Origin of the sequence: Erysipelatoclostridium sp. MSK.7.34 (assembly GCF_019041935.1) — a bacterium.
Classification (GTDB): domain Bacteria; phylum Bacillota_I; class Bacilli_A; order Erysipelotrichales; family Coprobacillaceae; genus Thomasclavelia; species Thomasclavelia ramosa.
This window is the reverse complement of the sequence record NZ_JAHPYJ010000018.1, coordinates 19,915-39,745: the sequence shown is the minus strand read 5'-3', so window position 1 is coordinate 39,745 and position 19,831 is coordinate 19,915. Positions and strand designations below refer to the sequence as shown.

Sequence of the window (19,831 nt, the reverse complement as noted above, 5' to 3'; positions counted from 1 at the left end):
AGAGTGATTTTTTAGAAAAAACAGATCTGAATGAAGGTAAATTTAAGGTAGAGGAAACAGTACCAAATGGATATACAGCTTCTTCGAGATACGAGCAGGAATTTACATTAGACGGCTATATCGACAGAAGTGTTTTTACAGCAGAAATTGAAGGTAAAGAAGTAAATGTAAAATTATCGTCTACACTTGCGGACAACCATTACATAAAATATGAGGTGGATGGTGTACCAGATAGTGTAACAGAGATTAAATTTCCTACATGGTCGATTAATGGGGGACAAGATGATATTGATTGGGTTCACCTTGCAAAAGAAAGTGACGGGGTATGGCGTGCAAATAAGCAGATGCCTGAAAGTGGACAGTACGTGATTCATATCTATTATAATACTGCTGTACAGCAAAATATTTATTCTTATGCAGTTAATTTTTGGCCAAGTGATACAACGATCAATGTTGTAAACAATAGGATAATGGGTAAAATATCTGTTGATAAATTAGATTATCATGCAGGTGAAAAATTAGCAAACGCAACATTTGATGTGATTGCCAGAAACGATATAAGAACACCACAGGGAACTGTTATATATAGGCAGGGCGAAGTAGTAGGAAATCTTACAACAGATGAAAACGGTTATGGTGAACTGGATAATCTTAATTTAGGGGAATACACCCTAAAGGAGTCTATGGTACCAGATGGTTTCCGTGATGATGGCAGTACATACGATTTTACTATAACTAATGATAAAACTGATTCTAAACTGCATATGGGATTGGATGTGACATGGGAAATAAACAACTATCCTACTTTTATAAATGTTTATAAAGTTGATAAGGATTCGGGTAAAAAACTTGAAAATGCTGAATTTGATTTATACAACGTTACAGATAAAAAGAAAGTAGGAACATATAAAACAGATAAGAATGGCAATATTGCTGTTTTTTATTTATCAAGACAGAAAACCTATTATCTTCAGGAAACAAAAGCGCCTGACTCTTATAAATTAAATAATACCAAATATTATTTTTATGTTGATGAGAAGGGGGCATTCAGTGTTTCAGATCTGAATGGTACTGTAGAAGATGGTACTTTTAATGTGCCGTTTCATGGTACAATGACCATTACTGTTAAAAATGAAATAGATATATGCAATCTTCGAATTACAAAGAAGAATGATAACAGTAAAGTATTAGAGAATGCTGAATTTAGCTTATATTCTGATATGGAATGTACGAAGGAAATAGAAAAAGGAAAAACCGACAAGAACGGTCAATTGAATTTTGATCGGATTTCTGTTGGTGATTTTTATTTAAAAGAAACAAAAGCACCTGCAGGTTATCGTCTGCTGGAAGATCCAATTAAAATATCATTAAAAAATGTGAACGGGAAGTTCACTTTTTTTGTTAATGACAAAGAGATTAAGGAAGATGACAAAAATAACAGCTTAACGTTAGAAAATGGCTTATATACTGGCAATTTGACAGTTATAAACAGTCGAGGATCTATTCTTCCTGCAACTGGAAGTCCTATGACGATTGTTTTAACAGGGGCAGGTATTTTATGTTTATTAATTTCGATCAAAAGGGAAAAAAACAATGATGAATAAAATTAAAAAATTAGGTATAACCGCTTTAGCTTGTGTACTGTCTTTAACGACAGCAGGAACAGTAGCAAATTTAGTCAACAGTGGAAATACTGGAAACGGAATTTTTACGAAACTAAATGCTGAAGGAACAGGACATATAACTATTAATGCCAATGTAGGAGATAATGGAGTTACTCAAAGTCTGGCAGGGAAGAAATTTAATATTTACCGTATCTTTGATGCTCAAAACAGTGCAGGAATGGAAAGTATTAACTATACAATGAACCCTGCATATGAAAAATCGTTAAAGAAGGTTACTGGAAAAGATACAGAATATGCAATCATAGATTATATTCAAACGTTAAATAACAATCAGGTGATCAATGATGTTTCACAGACACAGAAAAACGAGACTGCATATTCTAATTTTAGATATTTTGTTGAGAGTCTGAGAAATATGTTAGTTGAAGATAAAGCCGACCCTACTCAGGTTTTAACAGTTCCATCTACAGCAACAGACAGTTATACATTAGATGTTGCATACGGGTGGTATGTTATTGATGAAATTACCAGTGTTAATGGAACGCACAGTGCTTCATCTATGATTATGGTCAATACTGCTAATCCAGATGTTGCAATTGATATAAAATCAGATTTTCCTGTAATTCAAAAACAGATTTTAGAAGATGATAACCAAAAAACAATCGGAAATGACAAGGATGGTTGGAACGATGTAGGAGATTATGAGATTGGACAGACAGTTCCATATCGTTATCTGACATATGCGCCAAATATGAACGGGTATGCAAATTATTATTTTGCAATGCATGACCGTATGGACAGCCAGTTAACATTCAATAATGATAGTGTAGTTGTTAAAGTCGGGAACAAGACGCTTGTAAAAGATACAGATTATAAAGTTGTAACAACTGGTCTAACTGGAGAAACATTCCAGATCCAGATTACAGATTTAAAAGCGACAATTAATAAATATTTTTATGCATCTGAAGCGGGAGCAAATCCAGAAACAGAGAAGCTGTATGGTCAAAAAATTGTTGTAGAATATAATGCTACTTTAAATGAATCTGCTCAGGCTGATACTGGTAGAGCAGGTTTTGAAAATGATGTAAGACTGGAATATTCTAACGATCCCGACAGTAACGGGACTGGTAAAACAGGGTTAACACCTTGGGATACAGTAGTGGCATTTACATTTAGAATGGACGGTATTAAGGTCAATGACCAGACTCCAGAAAGAAAGCTGGAAGGTGCTAAATTTAGATTATACAGTGATGAGGACTGTACTAAAGAGGTATATGTTAAAAAAGCAAGCGGTGGTGACGGTTATACTGTAATCAATAGAGACAGCGTAACAGGTGATACTGCACCTAATGGAGCAGTTGAAATGATATCTGATTCAAATGGTGTTTTCAATATTATTGGTCTTGATTCACAGGTATATTATCTGAAAGAAACTAAGGCGCCAGACGGTTACCGTTTATTAAAAGACCCTATAAAAATCGATGTAAAAGCAACTTATGGAGCTGACAACAGATTAAATTATGTTAAGGGCGATGGTGCAACAGCAAAGACATTACAGAAATTAGCAGCAACAGCAAGTTTTAAAGAATTTTACACAGGCGCATATAGTCAATATGACAAAACACTATCAACTGATGTAGATACAGGTACATTTAATATCAAGGTTGTAAATAAAGTCGGATCTAAACTTCCTGCAACAGGTAGTATGGCCACTTTATTATTAGTTGCAACGGGTACTGCGGTGATGGTAACTGTACTTGTCAGAAGAAGAAAAAATGAAAAAAATGAGAATTCTCAAATTTCTTAAAAAAGATATTTTAATTTTTATAACAGGACTGGCTCTTGTGAGCTATCCTGTTATTTCTAATTATATAGAGTCCATAGAACAGGCAGATCAGATCGATACATATAACAATTCTGTCAGTGAGTTGAGCAGAGCAAATAAACAGTTAATGCTGAACGAAGCTCATGAATGGAATGATAACCTGTATTCAAAAGAAAAGGGACTGCCAGAGGATTCAGGGTTAGAATATGAAAATGTTTTAGATCTTGGAAATGGTGTAATAGGAACTGTAGAAATTCCAAAAATAAAGGTAAATATGCCTGTCTATCATGGTACAGAAAGTAATGTATTAAACGTGGGAGCTGGCCATATAGAGGACAGTTCTTTGCCTGTAGGTGGTAACAATACCCACACTGTTTTAACTGGCCATAGAGGCTTGCCGTCAAGCAAACTTTTTACTCGATTAGACGAACTTAAAAAGGGTGATCTTTTTTTTATTAAAGTACTCGATGAAACTTTAGCATATAAAATAAATAAAATAGAGGTAGTACTGCCTGATAAGGTCAGTTATTCAATTATAGATAATCAGGATTTAGCGACACTGATTACCTGTACTCCTTACGGGCTAAATACTAACAGGCTTGTAATAACTGGCAAAAGAGTTCCATATGAGGAAAAGGAAAAGAAATCAATTAAAAGCAGTATGCCGTCATTAAGAGAAATTATTTTCTATGTTATTCCTGTTCTGTTTTCAGTGGCAGGCATACTATTTTTTAGAAAACGAGGGGTGAAAAATGTGTAAAAAATTAATTACAGCAGTATTCACGGGTTTTTTATTTTTTATCAGTATAACCGCTGTTTCTGCTTTAGACGAAGTCGGATCTATAACAGTAAATCTTGAAGAAGGAAAAAAGGGAACTAGTGTTAAAAACGTAGAACTAGAATTAATTAAAGTTGGTGATGTAGTTAATGGACAGTACCTTTTTATAGATGATCTGCAGGATATTGAGATTGATTTAAACACTTTAGAAACGGCAGAAGATATGAAAAATGCAGCATACACTATTTCAAAAATTACTGTTTCAAAAAATATAGTTGGAACTAGAAAAACTACCAATGACTATGGAACGGTCAAATTTTATCAATTAGAAAAGGGTGTTTATCTGCTTCAGGCAACAGATATCAATAAATATGAGAATATCGTATCAACACTGATATCCGTACCTGCTTTTAATAATGAAAGCAAAAACAGCATGAATTATGATATCAGTATTGTTCCTAAACATTCACCTGTAATTGCAGTAAAAACAGGTGATGCAGTTGATTTGAAACTATTTGCCGTATTAGCAGGAGTTAGTGCTGTTATTATTGCAATAATACGAAGGGAGGCGATATAGATACAAATTAATATTTATTTAGATATTAAAATGATATCTTTTTTATTTTAACTTAAAGTGAGGTAGAGAAATGAAAGGATTAAACAAAATAAAAAAATGCTGGAAACAGCTTATGTTAGTACTGGCGATGTTTTTAAGTATCAGTGCATCGACATTAACTCAGGCAAATGCCTTAAACGCTACATTGACCTGGGGACAGGAAATCCGTTATCCAAGCTGGCTTGGAAACTGGTCTACAAAAATGTGCTATATAAACGGCAGTTTAGCGTATTGTTTAGAAGCATCAAAAGAAACTCCCCCACAAGGGCAGTATGCACCTTATGTTATAAAAAACAATGATGCTTTATTGAAAGTGTTATATTATGGATTTGGCGGACCTGGCGATGTATTTAGAGACGACCAAGTTACAAATGATACTACTAAATATCTTTATACGCACATTATGGCTAGTTATGCATATTCAGGTGATTTATATGGTGGCAATGATTGGGATGACTTAGAAGCACATGGTGTTGGTTTAAAAGCGAGATACGATCAGATTCAGTCTATGCCTGTACCAACAAAAACATTTAATCTAACAAATAATAATGTTCAAGCTTATTTTGAAGAAGGAGTACAGAGAACAGAAAATATAACATTAAATACATCATCAGAGGTAACTATTAGTATTCCACTACAAAACGGGGTAGAGCTTCATAATGTAACAAAGGGAACAGTAAATACTGGAACAGTTTCGATTAACGGTGGTGATACTTTTTATTTGTCAGCACCGTTACAAAAAATGGATGATTATAGTAGCGGGGAATTGGCAGGTAATAATCTTACAATGTTTGCGCCTTTAGCAATTTCTGCAGGTGGAAACTATCAAACTGAAGGAACAATATCGGTTACTACTGATCCTCGTACATTGAGTTTAAAAGTAAAGTGGATGGATGTAGGTGATTTTGAATTAAGAAAAACAAATGATACAGGAAAATTGATTAACGGTTCAGAATTCTCATTAAAACATACTACACTTGATTTTGAAAAAAAACTTGTAGTCAAAGATGGCAAATTATCAATGAGCGGTATGCCTGTTGGAGAATATCTGCTCACTGAAACAAAAGTACCTGATGGTCATGCGGTTCTTCAAAAGACTTTTCAGGTAACAATTAATAAAGATCAGACAACAGAACAGATCGTTGTCAATAAATTAAGACCTACAGGTACGTTAGAGATAAATAAGTCTTTAGAAACTTCTAATGAAAATGCAGTAAATAAAGCTGATTATGATTTAACAAAAGTACAATTCAAGATTACTGCAAACCAAGATATTTATGATAGTGTTTCTTTAGAAAAATTATATTCTAAAGGAGATGCGATTACTGTTGGCTCAGGTAAAGGAAGCAATGATGATGTCGTAAAATTAGTGAATGGTAAAGAATTAGAAAACGGTATTTATTCATGTGATACAAATGGTAAGTTATCTTTATCTGGATTGCCAATGGGGACATACAGTGTGGAAGAAACTGCATGCCCAGATGGTTTTGTTTTAGATAAAGAAGTCAAAACGGTACAGTTTGCACAGCAGGATTTTGTTACATTAACTTACACTTCTTCATTAAATATAAATAATGAATTAACAAAAACAGTTTTCAGCAAGGTAACTGCTGATGGCGACAATCTTTACGGTGTTCCAATGGAAATCGTAGATGCCAAAACTGGTGAACAAGTTTATAACTGGATCACAGATGATAATGATCTAGAAATCGACGGATTGCCAACTGGTGATTATATTTGGCGTGAGGTAAATGCTCCAGAAGGTTATGTTTTAGCAAAACCTATCGAGTTCACTGTCAAAGATGGAGATATCCAAGATATTGAAATGAAGAATTTCAGTGTTGAGTTTGCGAAAAACGGAAACGATGGAAATAAACTTTTAAAAGGAGGGGAATTCCAGGTAACAAGTACTAAAACTAAACAGATTGTTGATAAATGGACAAGCGGTGAACATATTTTCGATATTACTGAGGATATGAAAACTAAACTTACATCAGGTGAAGTTGTTAGTGATATGTTTATTAACATTGAAGATGATTCAAGTACATATTACAGAATTTCTAAGAATGCAGATAGAGATGATTATAGACTTTTAATGCAGGCAAATGGTGAAACTAAATATTATAACATCGATATCAACGGTGATGAAACAACACATATGATCAGAGGTACAGTTGAAGATCAGGAATATGTTATTACAGAGCTTAAGAGTCCTGATGGATATGCAACAGCCGAGCCAGTTAGCTTTAAAACAAATAAAGAACAAAATTTAACTGTTGACATGACAGATGAAATTACTCAATTTGAATTTTATAAGAAGGATATAACTTCTCAGGAAGAGCTTGAAGGTGCAACTTTGCAAATTAAAGATAAAAACGGAAATATTGTAGATGAATGGGTATCTGGAAAAACACCACATAAAATTACTGGATTAACTGTTGGCCAAACATATACAATGATAGAAGTAATTGCACCAGTAAATTATAAAATTGCACAAAATAAAGAATTTACAGTTAGCAATACTGGAGAAGTTCAAAAAATAACAATGTATGATGAACTTATGCCTGTTGCTAAAAAGGTAAAAACTGGTGATTTAAGCAATCCGTTTAGTTATCTTGTTTTAACAGGTGTTGCAGTTTTAGGAATGTCCCTTGTTTATTATAGAAGGAAAAAAAGTTGTTAATTAAACTAAAAGAGGCAATTTGCCTCTTTTTTGTATATGCTATTTAAAAATTTAGATGGCATATACAAAAAAAGAAAGGTGTGTGGAGAATATGAAAAAAAGATATGTTGTAATATTTTTACTTATATTAATGTTTTTTATTAGTGGCTGTCAAAGTGAGTTATTCAGTGATCCAAACTTCAGCAAAGATAAAATAAAATTTAATAGCAATATAGTAATAAACTATGGGGAAAAGAATGTTGATACTACAAAATTTGTGTCGGGTATAGATGATATAAAAATTAAAGACAGCAATAGATTAAAGGATGAGCTAAGAATCACTGTTGATAATTACAGTATTATCTGTCCTGAGTTTGATGCAGATGAATTAGGTAAACATGTACTTGTTTATTCTTTAGGTGATTACAAATACAAAGTAGAAGTAACTGTAAAAGATATAACTGCACCTTTGATTCTATTACAAAATAATGAAATTGATTTAACGGTTGGAGAAAAGTTTTCAAAAAAGAATTTAGATTACAAAATAAAGGATAATCTTTCCAAGAAGAAAGATATCAGGATTTCAATAAAAGGTGATTATAATTCTAAAAAATTGGGTAAGTACAATCTTAAATTGGTTGCTAAAGATGAAGCAGGAAATAAATCGAGTGTTGATTTTGTTTTGAATATATATGAAAAGGCTTCACTGGAGATTGACAAAACTAATATTTCATTAAATATTGGGGAGACATTGCTTGTATCTGCGAAGGTTAAAGGAAAAGATCAAACTGTAAATTGGACGAGCGACAACAACACTATTGTGGTAGTTGATAATGGAAAGATTACAGCAGTGTCTCCAGGTACTGCAATTATAAGAGTCACATGTGGAAATCTCGCAAAAGAAATTAATGTAAATGTAAAAGCTAAAGAGACAAACAACAATGCTAACAGTCAAAATTCAAATAATAATAAAAATAATGCAAATAATAGTTCGAGTGGCGGGACAGGTGGCAATAAGGTTACCAATCCCTCACAGTATAATAAATATTTTTCTGGGGTTTCGATTGCTACATGCAATGAAGCATTAAGTTATGCCGAGGGTAAAGTGAACAGTGGGGTCGTAAATTCTTATTCATTAATGCCAGATGGCAAGGGATATCAAGTAACATTCGGTTAGATAATAAAAATCCATGTCAATGGATTTTTTATTATATATTTTTATATTTTGAAAGGAGAAAAAGCAAATGAATATTATTGGAATTATTTGTGGTGTAGTTGTTGCAGTAGGATGCCTTATCGTTTTTTTATGTCAACTGATTAAAAATGATATCGAAAATGTAATTGTATTTATTGTAACAAGACTGGCTATTGCTATAGCAGCTGGCTTAACTGTTGCAATGGCATTATCAATTTAAGGAGGAATAATTATGCGAATTAAACTAAATAAAAAATTATTAGTAAGAAAGGAAGATGGTTCAGTAAACCGTATAACAATCAATCAAAAAGATTACTATAAATTTATTTTGCCAAAAGGATGTGACTTTGGAAATACATTAGATGAAAATGGAAATGAAGTAGGAAAATTACCAGATTCAATACGTGCCTCATTTATCGTACCTGTCTGGTATACAAGTCAGGCAATAGAAGGTGAATTATGTTATATTGATTTTCCTGATAACTATAAGTATTTAAAAATTACTTTAGATTTGGGCAAGAGCGAAGAAAGATTAGAAGATGGTAGACATAAACATCTTTTTTCTGCAATTGAAAATATTTCGCCAAATGAACTTGCAGATATTATTGAAGATACAAAGTGGTTAAGTTTTACCGTTTCGGTAAAACAGTTAGGTAAACCGTATCAAACTGAACAGGGAAATAAAAGGATAAGCATTTTACTTCCAAAATACGCAGGTGATTTGATGGGGTGCAGAGCAACTATCAGTCAGAACTGTATCAAAGACATAAAAGGAAGAGATGATATTAAAATTGTTAATATCCCAAAAAACTCTAAATTTAACATAATGCGTTCTAAAATTGTTGGTCAGGATATTGAAAACCAAATGAAACCAGTATTTGGCGATAAAATTATCGAAGCAACAGTAACAGGAAAGGAATTATTTGAGTTGTTTAAAAAACCTAATGAATACGAAGAACAAACTACTCACGAAGTGGAAAGTGAAGAAATGGAACAAGGATTATAACGGTTTTGTGTAGTTTTAGAAAGGAGACTTTATGAAAGAAATTATTACAATGGAAGTTATCAAAATAACTACTATGGGGTCATTTGATCCATTAATTCAACTTGTAACCCCTTTTGCTGAAGATGCGCTTTTGTTCTTTCAGACAATGGCAGTATTATTTGCTACAGCTATGGGTGTATATTATAAATTAAGACAAATTTTTGCTGATGCACAGGAAGATCAAATGTGGGATAAGAAAACAAGAGGGGTATTTGTAGGACTGGTTTTTATTTTTGCAATTCCTACAGTAATCAAAGTATTATCTTCATATTTTAATTAGAAAGAGGCAATTTGCCTCTTTTTATATTTTTGAAAGGAGGTATAGAATTGGAACAAATGTTAGAAAAGTGGTATGAATTTTTTGATAAAGAAAGACTCAATAAGTGGATTGATGAAGATAAGGAAAATCGATCTGGTTTTATTGCAGGGGTTAATGAAAAGACAATCAATGAAATTAGGAATATTTTTGAAAATAATATTGAAGAGTTTATTGAATTTTATGACTATACTGGTGGTCAAATATTATTACCAATTTTTAAAATAAGAGATCAGTATAGAGAATTTAAAGAGAGAAAAGTATCTAATGAATATGGATATTATGTTAGGGATATTCCAACAAGCGAATCTAGTGATATACCATTCTTTTTTGAAAACGCCCAATCTTTAGATGGGTTTGATATTTCTGGTGGTAGTACTGAAGATAATGAAATTATCGAGCTATTGAACAAACTGCTTGGAGAAATTTCCTCTGTTAAAAAGATGAATATAGAAAATAATCATATTTTAAATGAAATTGGTAAAAGATTTTACAATATTGGAAAATCAAAATTTGATATAAATGATGAACAGATCGAAAAATTAAAAGAAGTGTTAAGAGAAATAGGATATGAGATTGAAAATGTAAACCATGAAAATAAGAAAAATTTTCAAATTATTTTACAGCACATAAACACATTTGAAACCAATAAAAATAACAAAATAAGTAAGTATAAAGACCATATTATAGAATATGCTAAAAATAATATATTCAGATTTACAGTTATATGCTCATCCATCAGTATATTTATTACGATTGTTTTAATAAAAATTATGGAGGTATTTGTAAAATGATGATGATGGGCTTATTTAGCGGAATCAGCGAGGATGTAGCTAATTTTTTTAGAGATTTCTTATGGAAACTGATTGAAACTGAAATAGACTGTGTCAGAAATTTAATTAATGCACTTGTTAATGGCGTATTATCATTTGGGATTTTAGACAATACATGGATTCAGGATGGATATAAAGCTGCAATTACTCTCATGTTTATTATTTTGCCTGCAAAAATAATTTATGAGTTTATTTTTGCGATGGTTCGAGAAGATGATAATGCTAGTGATGTGAATAAGAAGCTTGGTGGAGCGATTATGGGAGTTATGCTTGCAGTTTCCTTAAGTATAGTAGTTCCTCTGGCTAATAATCTGTCTATAAATGTATCTAAAGCCCTTATTGGTCAACAGTACAGCGTTGGAAGCAGTTCGAATGGAAATTCTTGGAATGATAACAGCGGTACATCTTTAAATAATTCATCATCGGCATCTAATGATACAAATCAAAAAGATTTAGCGAAAGAGTTGGTTGTTTCTACTTTATGTGCATTTGGCGGTATGGATAGAAATAATACAACATTTTCTTATGTAACTAACGAAGATGGAGTAGGAATGGATATAGGTGCTGAAAGATTTTATGACTATATAACCAACAGTGACGGTGCTTTGGCAGGATATGAAGGTGAGCCTAGTGAAAACAGTGGTGTAAGATCATCAGATAATTTTTTTTCAAAGGGAATTTATAACCGATGGTCATTTTACTATCGTTGGGATGTAAACGGTAATGGGACTGACGGTAGCGATGACTGGGATCTTCTTGGCAGTTGGGATTCATCATCATCTTTTCCAGAGTCATCAAAGTCTGATGGCGGTTATGGTTCAAGAAGTGTCCCGTCAAATGAAACGCAGGCTAAACAGGCATACGAATATATTTGCGACCATGCAGGAGATTATATCTGGGACTTTGGTTATATTGGAACAATGATAGGACTGGCGATATTTATGATACTTCTTTTTATTATTACAATTGAAGTAGCAATGAGAATTATTGTGATTGGATTTTTATATGTAATTGGACCGTTGTGTTGTTTATCACTTACAAATTATCAAAATCCGCAGGCGTTTACAGTATGGAAAAATACCATTTTAGGTATATTTTTTGTAAATGTGACTCAGATTTTTATGTTACAGCTTTTAATGAATCTAGCTGGAGATATTTCTAAAGCAGGAAGCGGAAATAGTAATGTTATTGCTTCGATTGCACTGTATTTTGGTACTTTTTCTGCAATTATTGGTTTGCCTAAATATGTTCAGTCAATGATTGGAGGTTATGGACAAGGAATAATGGAAAGTATGCAGCAGCTAAAAGGCGCAGTAGGTGGTGCATGGGGTATGACTGGAGGTGCTGTTTTAGGAGCTGGAAGAAAGGTCATGGGTCGACATAATGATAATACTGGTCATTTAACTGGCGGATTGCGTGGGGCAATTATGGGTAATAAGCATTATGGTGGACAGCGGATCGGTGGCTTAGCTAACAGAACAAGGGCGATGAGAGATGGTTTGTTTGGAAAACAGGAACAACAGAAGAAAGATGCCCAATCTGGAAACAGAAGCGGTAATGAGGAATATAATTACAGAGCGGGTCTAAACAGTGATACTGGGGACAATGTGAATAGTGGCGGTGAAGACCGTTCACGTATGAATGCCAATATTGGATCATTTTCTAATCTAGGCGCAGACAACGCAAATGATGAAAAATATAGCCGCACGAATGTAAGTTCAGGAACATCGGCTAACAAAAATTCAAAGGTTAATGCTCGTTCAGGAGGTCTTCTGGGACGAGATGGAGTGGCAAATAGAACTTATAATGCAGGTAAGTCATTTATAAACAATCCTACAAAAACAACAAGGAAAGCTGTTAATGGAATGGCAAATGTTATAGGGGTTCGTGGTACTGGTCCTAGAAACTGGAATAAAGGAAATAGTGAAAATGAAACTAAAAAATAGAATGTACATGAAAATACATTTGTAGCGTGAAGTGAATTAAGGGATAACGAACTTCATGCAAAAATACGTTCAGCTGTAAGAAATTTATGAAATTCATAGACAAAATGGAATTAAGAGGTGATGAATAAGGATGAACAGATTATTTTATACCATTTTTAGCAACATTGATATATTTAAGGTAATAAAAAACATATTTATCTTTATTACCGAATGTGTAGCGATGAATTTAATATTTTTAGGTCTGGCATGTTTTGTAAATCCAGATATAATAGTCAAAAATTTATTAACTGAACTTTCTTTAAAAAACAGTTATGCCTTATATTTATGTATAATAATTTTATATGAAGGAAGTAGAAATTTTATCAGTTATGCTTTTTTTGATAGAAAAATCACTTATATCAGAGGTTCAACAATAGAACATATGAAAAAGTGAAAGAATTATGTATCGAATTCAATTGTGAAGTAAAAGTACTAACCGGGGATTCAGATTACAAGGTCAGACTGCTTGGAATTATACTAATGGTTCTTGTCTGCCTGGCAGTTTTGTTCTGTACATGTGTAATAATTCTTATCATGTACGGATATCTGCATTTTATGCTAGGTATTTTACTATATTAAAATCAGGTGATGATAATTTATAGGAGGTGTATAGATGGTTGATCGAAATGATTACAAAATAATTATCAATAAAGGAAAAACTAAAGAAAAGTTTTTTCTTTTTTTAACTGTTGGTGAGATGGGATTTTGCCTTTTTATAGGTGTTTTGAGTTTTAAGTTTTTTGGAATGTTTATGAGTGAACTTTATTCACTGCTGATAGCAGTTGTTTTAAGTGCGTCTATAGCATCGCTTTTTATAGAAATACCAGTTTCGCACCTCAGTGTTCTACATCATTTAAAACTGGCATGCAAGTATTATTTTACTTTACCAAATCAGTATTACTATTATCGTGATAAAAACAAAGAAGAGAACATTAATAAGGAGGAAGAAAATAGTGATTTTTACCAAGAAGAAAGGTACACAGCAAGTAAAAAAACAAAAAAAGCAGACAAAAGAAACCACAGGTAGAACACGTCATATAAAATATGCAATTCCTGTTACATGGAATGAAGACAGGCAATGTTTTATTGATAATGAGGAACATTTTATTTTAATGGCAAAAACAGATGGTACGAACCTGTTTGGATTAAAAGAAGAAGATCAAAATGTATATATGAATGCATTTGCTTCGATTTTTAATTCTAATACTGGTTCAGGACAAATTTATTCTTATGAAGTTCCTGCAGACGTTGATGGTTATGTAAATGATTACAATTATTTAAAATCTCAACTGGATGTTGTTGGAAGCGAGATAGATCAAATAAAATATAAGATTTTGGATGATGCTTCTATAAGATTAGAAGATACAAGTGTTACTAGAGAACTGGTAGATCGATGTTTTGTGATTATATTAAAAGATAAAGACTGGTTCAAGCTCGAAAGAAGATTGGCAGATGTGATTTCGTATCTAAATTCATATCAAAGAACCAGACTTATGACACCGCAGGAAATGTTAGAAGTGGTATATAATTACTATAATCCTGCAAATGGAAAGTTTGTTCCTTCAGTTTATAAAGACCAGTTTGGTGTAATGGAATGTATATATCCAGATTATATTGGTTTTTACGATAAGGGCTTTAATCAGTCAATTGTATTAAATGATTTGTATTGTAAGACTAAATGGTTAGCAACGTTTTATAAAGAGCCTGTAATGGCTCTTTTGTGTTATCTGGCTACTGCCAGAGGAGTTGATTTTTCACTTCACTGGTCACCTGCACCTCATGATGCTATTACGAAAGATATAGATAAATCTATTAGAGCGCTAGAAAAAAGAGCAAATAATGAAAAGGATTTATCAAAAGTTGCCAAGAGTCAAAAGGAAATCAATGAAAATATTGAAATGGTAGAAAAATTAATAAATGATGGAAATTTTCCAATTTATTTTAGCGTTTCAATTAGAGTTGTTGCCAGTAGTCCTGATTTATTAGAAGAATCCGTCAAAGCAATTGATAAAGATGTTAAACAATTCAATATTAAATTTAGAGATGGTATACACCAGCCACTGGAAATGTTTAATCTGACTGCTCCGATTTGTCAAAATTATGTAGAAAATTATATGTTGGAAACTACAGCGGATACAATGGGATATATGTATCCTTTTGTGTATGAGGCGTTATATGATTCAACGGAAGAAATAGATAAAGACAGTAAGGAAGTTTTATATAGATACCCTCCTGTATATATAGGGAATACTAAAAATACAAACGGTGTAGTATTTTATGATAACTTTGTAAGAAAAGGTGATAGAACTAATTCTAATGAATTTATTGTTGGTACGACTGGTATGGGAAAAACTCTATTCTTGATGTGGCTTATTAAAGAGCGATATGGTTTAGGATACAAGCAGTTTATAATTGATATTGAAGGAAAAGAACTGCATAGGCTGGTACATGTTTTAGGCGGGGAAAATATAAACTGTTCTGATGGCAGGTCAGGTTTGATTAATCCACTTCAAATTAGACTTAATGTACCTGAAAGTGAAAAGGATAATGAAAAAACGCCTTTAACTGAAATATTTCCATTATCAGAACATATTAGATTTTTACGTTCATTCTTTGATGCTTATAAAGGAAACGCCAAGGAGGATATTAGACTTCTTCATGATAATTTGATAGAAAAAGCGTTGGAAAATATTTATAGAGGAATTGGAATAACTTATCAAACCAGTGCCCAAATAATTGTAGATAATTATAGAAATAAAGACTTTCCAATAATGCTTGATCTTTATAATGAGCTGTACAGACTGCTGGAAATAGCAAATAGTGAGAAAACTCCTAACATAAAAGAGATAACCAGAATTAAAGAATGTATTGCATTTGTTGAGCCTATGGCATGTGGAGCAGATGCTTCGATATTCAATGGTCACACTAGTATTGATTTGAATAGCCGACTCATTTGTTTTAATGTCAGTGGATTACAGGATAATACCAATAACAAAGTATTATTAACTCAGTATTTTAATGTACTTTCTTTTATATGGACAAGTATAGTATCTAACACCGAAAATATTAGACAGCAACTATATAATGATGAGTTTGGTGTAATAATGGATCCGCGCTGTTTAGATATTATGATGTATTTTCAGACAATTGCTAAGCGAATTAGAAAGCGTAAGGGTGGCCTTACAACTGCAACTCAGCAGATTTCTGATGTATTAAAGGACTCTGTAAAAGATCAGGGAGAAGCAATTATTTCTCAGTCTGCATATCAGTTTTATTTCGGATTAGGATCAGGTGGAATTAAATATTTTAAGGATACGGAAAGCAATTTGATTCCTGAAAGTGAAATGGAATTTATTCAGTTTGCTGAAATGGGGGACTGCTATTTTAAAGTAGGTTCACAAACAGCAATGAGAATTCATATTACTTTGCCTGATGATGATTTAGAAGAGTTTGAACGAATTAAAGCAGATTATTAAAGCAGATTAGAACTATATGAATATAATTAACAATATTAAAAAAACTATTGCGGTTACATTACTGGGGGGCGGTATGCCTCTTTTTATTATTTTTATATGTTTGGCAATCCTTCTTACTTCTGTTTCAGTGTCATCAGACGATGCCTATGCAGAACGAGAAGGAATGCAAACAATTGAACTTTTCATACAGATTGCCAATAATGAGTATGAAACTTGCGGTAATGTTAAAGGCGGTGACAAGTATCGAAAATGGTATACAGGTGCTGCGGATGGTGCACCATGGTGTGCAACATTCGTCTCTTACATCGCCTACAAAGCAAATATTTTAGATACTGCAATAGTAAAATTTGCTGACTGTGACGCAGGCATTAAGTGGTTTAGAGAAAAAAATCAGTTTAATTATACAGAGTATTATGAGGCAGGAAACTCATATGTACCGCAACGTGGAGATTTGATTTTCTTTTCATCAAATAAAAATAAAAATGATTCTACCCATGTTGGCATCATTGAAGAATGTGATGGCAGCATAATCAAAACAATCGAGGGTAACAGTGGTAATGCTATTAAGAAGAGAAGTTACAGCATTTCAAATGAAACTGGTACTATTTTAGGATATGCAACTCCTAATTATCCATCTTCAGGTTCGGCAAAACTTGAAGGAGCTCTATCAGAGGCATTTAAATTTTTTGCTTCTAATGAGTCGGGAAATGATTATAATAAAGGCTTTTCTAAGGGTGATGGATATTATGCGTTAGGGTATTATCAGTTTGATAGTCGCTATGACTTACAAGAATTTTTAAGATTTTGTTATGAGACAAATCCTACTTTATATGCGCCGTTTTCTAATTTTTTGAATGTTTCAAAATCGAAATTAAGAAATAATAAGAATTTAGAAAAAGCATGGCATCAGGTATATGAAGCAGATTCGGAAAATTTTGCAGTGATGCAGGATACATTTGAATACAATAATTATTACCTTCCAGCTGAAAGCGGACTTGCAGGAAAGGGTATCGATATATCTTCAAGATGTGATGCTTTAAAAGGAATGTGCTGTTCATTATCGAATTGGGCTGGAACAAAAACAGCAGTAACTATTATTATGGATAGCAGGATTAATAGTAATATGAATGATAAAGAATTCGTTTCAAGAGTGTATGATTATCTTTATTCATTAAAATATAATGATTATGCAAAGTACGGAAAGACTGGGAAAAAATATTATAATGGATGGCATAATCGTTGGAAAAGAGAAAAAGAACAGTGTTTAAAATACATCCAGTAATAAGGGACGGAGGATAAAATGAATAATGAAAATAAATATTTTATAAAATTTTTAATACTGGTAGGAATTTTAATTGCAATTTTAGTTGGATATGCAGGTTTTAATTTTTTTAATATAAGCGGTATTTTTAATGAAAAACCGATTTATTATTTTTGCAGTTATCATGATGATTATTATTTAGATATGAATGATAATCAGATAGTAAAGTTAAAAAATGATATTCAAAATTTTATGGTGGAGTTGGATTATGTTGATGAGGATTACGACAATATAACTTTTCAGTCAGTAGTTTATGAAAAAAGCAAGGAAGTTGTATATTATTTTTTTCTGGTTGATGATGAAATGAATACCTTGTACGCAGTTCAATTTGATAAAAGAAGTAATAGTTGGGATAAGAAATTTGTGTGGAATGGTGATGATGATAATCGTGATTATCATGACGAAAGTATTAAATACTCGTATTTATACATTGTAGATAAAGAGGAATATGATAATCAAAAATATCTTAAAGAAATAGAAGATACGCCAACTGATGATATTGATCCTGAAATTAATTACTGAGTGAGGTGAAAGCATGGAGTTTAAAAAAAGTTTTTGGCGTACACGAATTTTATGTATGATTGATTCTTATAATAAGATTTCATTAGAAGATAAACTTGACAAAGAGGAAATTCTTGATGATTTGAATGGAAAAGATACAGAATATTATCTGCACGTATACCTTGATGTAAGAAATAAATATCATAAATTAACAAAAAAATTTATTAATAATCAAATTGGTAAGTAATTATTTATTTTAATAAAAAGAAAGGGGAATGGTCGATGGGAATGGTTAAGCTTAATGAGGAATATCTTGAAAAAGTTAAAAAGCATAGAAAAGAATTGCATATTACACAATTGCAGATTTCAAAAAAACTTGGATGGTCATTATCAAGATATCAGCGGTTTGAATCTGGGTTTTATAAAGAAATTGAAGATGATGCACCAAAAAAAATCAAAGAAGAATTTGGTATAGATTATAGTTTGTTACAAGAAAACTTCGCATCAGCAGTAAAAAAAACAATTAGATTTCCGCAAGATTTACATGATAAGATAGTATTTTTTCAACATGAGTTTGAGTGTGATAGCTTTTCCGAAGCTATTATTTTTTGTTTACGTGATTATACTACTAATACGGAACTGGCGAGAACAAAGTATGAGATGAAAGATTTTTTTGAGGAATTAATTCTTCAAACATATGCTAAAACATTAAAAGAAGCAAGATATGAAAGTAGTAAATATAAACATTTATTGAAATACTTAGAAGAAAAATACGGTTTTGAAAGTGAATACGAACAACAACTGCTTAATGAAATTGACAACAAAAAGAATCATGCCAGATATTAAAGGAGATAAAATGAAAGATATTATAAAGATAATTTTATATGCTGATGAGGATGTTTACTTAAAAATATATGATCAGTTTTCTAATTTTGATGAAGATTTAAATCGTGAAGTACATTTTTTTGATAGAGCTAACAGTGATGTTAGACATATCATGACAAATAAATATATAAACTTTTCTATAAACAACACTGGTGGCTATAGAAACGTTTCGCATGTAATTATCCAAAAATCTTTTTACAAAAACAAAGATATTATCAAAATTCTACGGACATTTAAACTGATTAATCCTAATGTAAAACTGCTTTTATTTATGAACGATGACCCGTCATATTATTCAATGCTGATGTCAATTATTGCAAATGAAGGACTTGCATCAATCGCATTTTCCATTGATGATATTGAAAAATGGTTAGTTGGAGGCGGTGAATTATTTGATCACTCCGAATTGATTATTAAAAAAATAACCAAAAAGAAAAGGAAAGAATTTCTCGCCTATTGATTTAACAATAGGCAAGAAATTTATTTTATTAATTCGTTCTACCTAAATATTCCAATATTTTCCCAAATATTTCCATACCAGATTCCAAATATTCCCTGAATATTTTCAATCATTTTTAGGTAGCAGGATAAGGCAGTCCGACAGGACTGCATATTTGGAGCTTGTTCGCAGTGCGAACAACTAGTGCTGAATCATTCTTCAGGCGATTTCCTCACTGTCGGACAAACTGAATATTATTCAAATAATATTCAGTTTTTTCCTCTTTATTTTCCTCAAAGAATGATTCCTGAGTCATTTTTCAGACGATT

General features: G+C 32.1%; 19 protein-coding genes. All 19 read left to right on the top strand.

Features of this window, described 5'->3' with window-relative positions; translation table 11 throughout:
* The first annotated feature begins 26 nt into the window (after positions 1-26).
* Entirely contained in the window at positions 27-1,604 is a 1,578-nt protein-coding gene (locus KTF99_RS17245; RefSeq protein WP_254210155.1) for an MSCRAMM family protein, read from the top strand.
* Positions 1,594-3,432: an isopeptide-forming domain-containing fimbrial protein gene (locus KTF99_RS12005; protein ID WP_217215586.1), complete on the top strand. Its 1,839-nt coding sequence runs from the start codon at positions 1,594-1,596 to the stop codon at positions 3,430-3,432. Before KTF99_RS17245 ends, KTF99_RS12005 begins: the two co-directional genes overlap by 11 nt.
* Complete coding sequence (locus KTF99_RS12000) at positions 3,401-4,210, top strand: class C sortase (RefSeq protein WP_217215584.1); 810 nt, start codon at positions 3,401-3,403, stop codon at positions 4,208-4,210. The genes KTF99_RS12005 and KTF99_RS12000 overlap by 32 nt, the downstream gene beginning before the upstream one ends.
* Positions 4,203-4,805 carry a hypothetical protein gene (locus KTF99_RS11995; RefSeq protein ID WP_217215582.1) on the top strand — a complete coding sequence of 201 codons (603 nt, stop codon included), beginning with the start codon at positions 4,203-4,205 and terminating at the stop codon, positions 4,803-4,805. The genes KTF99_RS12000 and KTF99_RS11995 overlap by 8 nt, the downstream gene beginning before the upstream one ends.
* Positions 4,806-4,875: 70 nt before the next feature.
* Positions 4,876-7,527, top strand: a complete 2,652-nt coding sequence (locus KTF99_RS11990; RefSeq protein ID WP_029482378.1) for a SpaA isopeptide-forming pilin-related protein — start codon at positions 4,876-4,878, stop codon at positions 7,525-7,527.
* Positions 7,528-7,618: 91 nt separating this feature from the next.
* Positions 7,619-8,683, top strand: a complete 1,065-nt coding sequence (locus KTF99_RS11985) for an Ig-like domain-containing protein (RefSeq protein ID WP_217215580.1) — start codon at positions 7,619-7,621, stop codon at positions 8,681-8,683.
* A 67-nt stretch (positions 8,684-8,750) separates the two neighbouring features.
* Positions 8,751-8,921 carry a hypothetical protein gene (locus KTF99_RS11980; RefSeq protein WP_009299799.1) on the top strand — a complete coding sequence of 57 codons (171 nt, stop codon included), beginning with the start codon at positions 8,751-8,753 and terminating at the stop codon, positions 8,919-8,921.
* Between the two features lie 12 nt (positions 8,922-8,933).
* The gene (locus KTF99_RS11975; protein WP_029482380.1) at positions 8,934-9,707 is read left to right on the top strand and encodes a hypothetical protein; all 774 of its coding nucleotides are present in this window, start codon (positions 8,934-8,936) and stop codon (positions 9,705-9,707) included.
* A gap of 31 nt (positions 9,708-9,738) precedes the next feature.
* Positions 9,739-10,026 carry a hypothetical protein gene (locus KTF99_RS11970; RefSeq protein WP_029482381.1) on the top strand — a complete coding sequence of 96 codons (288 nt, stop codon included), beginning with the start codon at positions 9,739-9,741 and terminating at the stop codon, positions 10,024-10,026.
* 47 nt (positions 10,027-10,073) lie between these two features.
* Positions 10,074-10,856, top strand: a complete 783-nt coding sequence (locus KTF99_RS11965; protein WP_029482383.1) for a hypothetical protein — start codon at positions 10,074-10,076, stop codon at positions 10,854-10,856.
* Positions 10,853-12,841 (top strand): conjugal transfer protein TrbL family protein, encoded by a 1,989-nt coding sequence (locus tag KTF99_RS11960; RefSeq protein WP_029482385.1) that lies wholly within the window; start codon positions 10,853-10,855, stop codon positions 12,839-12,841. The genes KTF99_RS11965 and KTF99_RS11960 overlap by 4 nt, the downstream gene beginning before the upstream one ends.
* A 130-nt stretch (positions 12,842-12,971) precedes the next feature.
* Complete coding sequence (locus KTF99_RS11955) at positions 12,972-13,274, top strand: hypothetical protein (RefSeq protein ID WP_029482387.1); 303 nt, start codon at positions 12,972-12,974, stop codon at positions 13,272-13,274.
* A gap of 219 nt (positions 13,275-13,493) precedes the next feature.
* Positions 13,494-13,907, top strand: coding sequence for a hypothetical protein (locus KTF99_RS11950; RefSeq protein WP_029482389.1), 414 nt, complete (start codon positions 13,494-13,496; stop codon positions 13,905-13,907).
* Positions 13,834-16,356, top strand: coding sequence for a VirB4 family type IV secretion system protein (locus KTF99_RS17555; RefSeq protein ID WP_217215578.1), 2,523 nt, complete (start codon positions 13,834-13,836; stop codon positions 16,354-16,356). The genes KTF99_RS11950 and KTF99_RS17555 overlap by 74 nt, the downstream gene beginning before the upstream one ends.
* Positions 16,357-16,372: 16 nt before the next feature.
* Positions 16,373-17,638 carry a CHAP domain-containing protein gene (locus tag KTF99_RS11940; RefSeq protein WP_118144077.1) on the top strand — a complete coding sequence of 422 codons (1,266 nt, stop codon included), beginning with the start codon at positions 16,373-16,375 and terminating at the stop codon, positions 17,636-17,638.
* A gap of 18 nt (positions 17,639-17,656) precedes the next feature.
* On the top strand, positions 17,657-18,199 hold the full coding sequence (locus KTF99_RS11935; RefSeq protein WP_118144078.1) for a hypothetical protein: 543 nt from the start codon (positions 17,657-17,659) through the stop codon (positions 18,197-18,199).
* 13 nt (positions 18,200-18,212) lie between these two features.
* The gene (locus KTF99_RS11930) at positions 18,213-18,425 is read left to right on the top strand and encodes a hypothetical protein (RefSeq protein WP_008792812.1); all 213 of its coding nucleotides are present in this window, start codon (positions 18,213-18,215) and stop codon (positions 18,423-18,425) included.
* Positions 18,426-18,460: 35 nt separating this feature from the next.
* A complete protein-coding gene (locus tag KTF99_RS11925; RefSeq protein ID WP_008792811.1) occupies positions 18,461-19,024 on the top strand; it encodes a helix-turn-helix domain-containing protein in 564 nt (187 codons plus the stop codon).
* 10 nt (positions 19,025-19,034) lie between these two features.
* Positions 19,035-19,523: a hypothetical protein gene (locus KTF99_RS11920; protein ID WP_008792810.1), complete on the top strand. Its 489-nt coding sequence runs from the start codon at positions 19,035-19,037 to the stop codon at positions 19,521-19,523.
* Positions 19,524-19,831: the final 308 nt, after the last annotated feature.